This is a genomic window from Nitrosomonas sp. Nm166 (assembly GCF_900112825.1).
Classification (GTDB): Bacteria; Pseudomonadota; Gammaproteobacteria; order Burkholderiales; family Nitrosomonadaceae; genus Nitrosomonas.
The window spans coordinates 1-1,697 of the sequence record NZ_FONE01000106.1 but is presented as its reverse complement, the minus strand read 5'-3'; the positions used below and the strand labels follow the sequence as shown (position 1 = coordinate 1,697).

The window sequence follows — 1,697 nt, the reverse complement described above, 5'->3', positions numbered from 1 at the left end:
GTGTGGGATGAATTACGGGAAAAATTCTTTCATAACCGTGCCTTCGATAGTTTGGATGCGCTTGAGATACATCTGGAGAGCGCGCTAAAAAGCCTTGAATCAAACCAGGAAACTATGCGCAGCATTACCGGATGGGATTGGATTATTATGCTGTTCCTAAATAGAATTGGAATTACACTCGCCTACGCCTGAAAATAGAATTGTTCAGGGCTGACTAAGTAACGTGAGTTCGACATAAGGATCACATCAGTACGACTGGAAGAGCTTGTGAGGATCTGATATCAAGGGAGGGTTTCTTCTCGCGGAATATGCAAGCTGCCAGCCCGGCTATCAGATCAACAAAGAAGTTAAACGGGCTGCGATGACGGGAATGTCCGATTTGCGAGATGTTTTTCAGTTGATCGTTGACAGCCTCAATGATCGAGCGTTTACGCAACAAGAGTTTGTCAAATAGCGGCAACAACCTGTTTTTCATGTTCCTGCGCACCCTGGTGACGAGCTGCACGCCCTGTTCCCACAATTGCTCAAGGAGCGTTTGAGAGATGTATCCCCGGTCACCAAGGAGTTTCCCGAATAAGGAACGTGCCAGCTCTTCGCTTGGTTGCTGACCAATTCGGCCAGCGGGTGCCCAAGCCGGTACAAATGAGCTTCTCCGCTACGCCTCGGCAGCTCATATCGCCCCAAGGGAATTCCGAGCTTGTCGGCTCCGGCTGAATCACCGTGTTTGCTTTGCTCGATACCCATCGGCAGGCGGCGAAGAACAAATCCATCATCGTCAAACGCTGCACAGTCACCAAGTTCTATCCGGGTCAAATCCATCAACATGCGCTCATATTTGCTGCGTGCGGCGCGGCTATCCTCTGCGCGCACGCGAAGTTTATCCTGCACTTCCACATCGAAGTTTTCGAGCAGGATTTGACGGGTCTTGACCATTGCTTCGTTGATTTCACCAGGAAGATCGAGTTGCAACTGTTCGAAACTGGCCTTGATCTCCTCATGTTCCCGGCAGTTCCGATAAATCTCGGCGATGCGGTGTTCGAAGTCGACGCCGGAACCGATAGCACCCAGCACTTCGTCGCTGGCACCGAATACACCCTCAAAAAGCTGGAATTTCTGCGCCAGCAATTCGTAGACTCGCGCATCGGCCTCATTGCTGCGGTCAACGAAATTCACCACGACCACATCGAACTTCTGCCCATAGCGATGACAGCGCCCTATGCGCTGTTCGATACGTTGCGGATTCCAAGGCAGGTCATAGTTGATGACCAGCGAGCAGAACTGGAGGTTGATGCCTTCGGCCCCGGCTTCCGTGGCGATCATCACCGTACCGCGCTCCTTGAAGTACTCGACCAGGGCCGCACGGGTGTCGGCAGTCTTGGAACCGGTAATGCGGTCGGTGCCTTCGCGCTGCTTCAGCCATTCCTTGCAGATGGCCTGTGCGCGTGCATCGATGTTGGTGCCGTTGAACAGGACGATCCCTTCGCCGTAGGGAGTATCCTGCACAAGGGAGAGCAGATATTCCTGCGTCCGCTTCGATTCGGTAAAGATGAAGGCTTTCTTAGCCGCCTTGATGCGATCCAGTTCTGCAAAAGCACGATCTAACCTGGATATTGCACGAGCATCAAAAATAAGAGCGAATTTGCCAGAGATTCATTTTTCAAGGGGGATAAATCGAGTTTCTATTCAGAATTTATTGT

Annotated in this window: 2 protein-coding genes and 1 pseudogene; 1 reads left to right on the top strand and 2 read right to left on the bottom strand. The window is 51.6% G+C overall.

The window, feature by feature from the left end; all coding sequences use genetic code 11:
* Window positions 1-192 (top strand): annotated as a pseudogene (locus BM021_RS15650) (hypothetical protein); the annotation flags it as partial.
* 49 nt (window positions 193-241) lie between these two features.
* Here BM021_RS15650 and BM021_RS14885 read toward each other — a convergent pair.
* Both BM021_RS14885 and BM021_RS16695 read right to left on the bottom strand, forming a co-directional pair.
* The gene (locus BM021_RS14885) at window positions 242-589 is read right to left on the bottom strand and encodes a transposase (RefSeq protein ID WP_371116594.1); all 348 of its coding nucleotides are present in this window, start codon (window positions 587-589) and stop codon (window positions 242-244) included.
* Window positions 472-1,515, bottom strand: coding sequence for a helicase-related protein (locus tag BM021_RS16695; RefSeq protein ID WP_371116592.1), 1,044 nt, complete (start codon window positions 1,513-1,515; stop codon window positions 472-474). The genes BM021_RS14885 and BM021_RS16695 overlap by 118 nt, the downstream gene beginning before the upstream one ends.
* Window positions 1,516-1,697 lie beyond the last annotated feature (182 nt).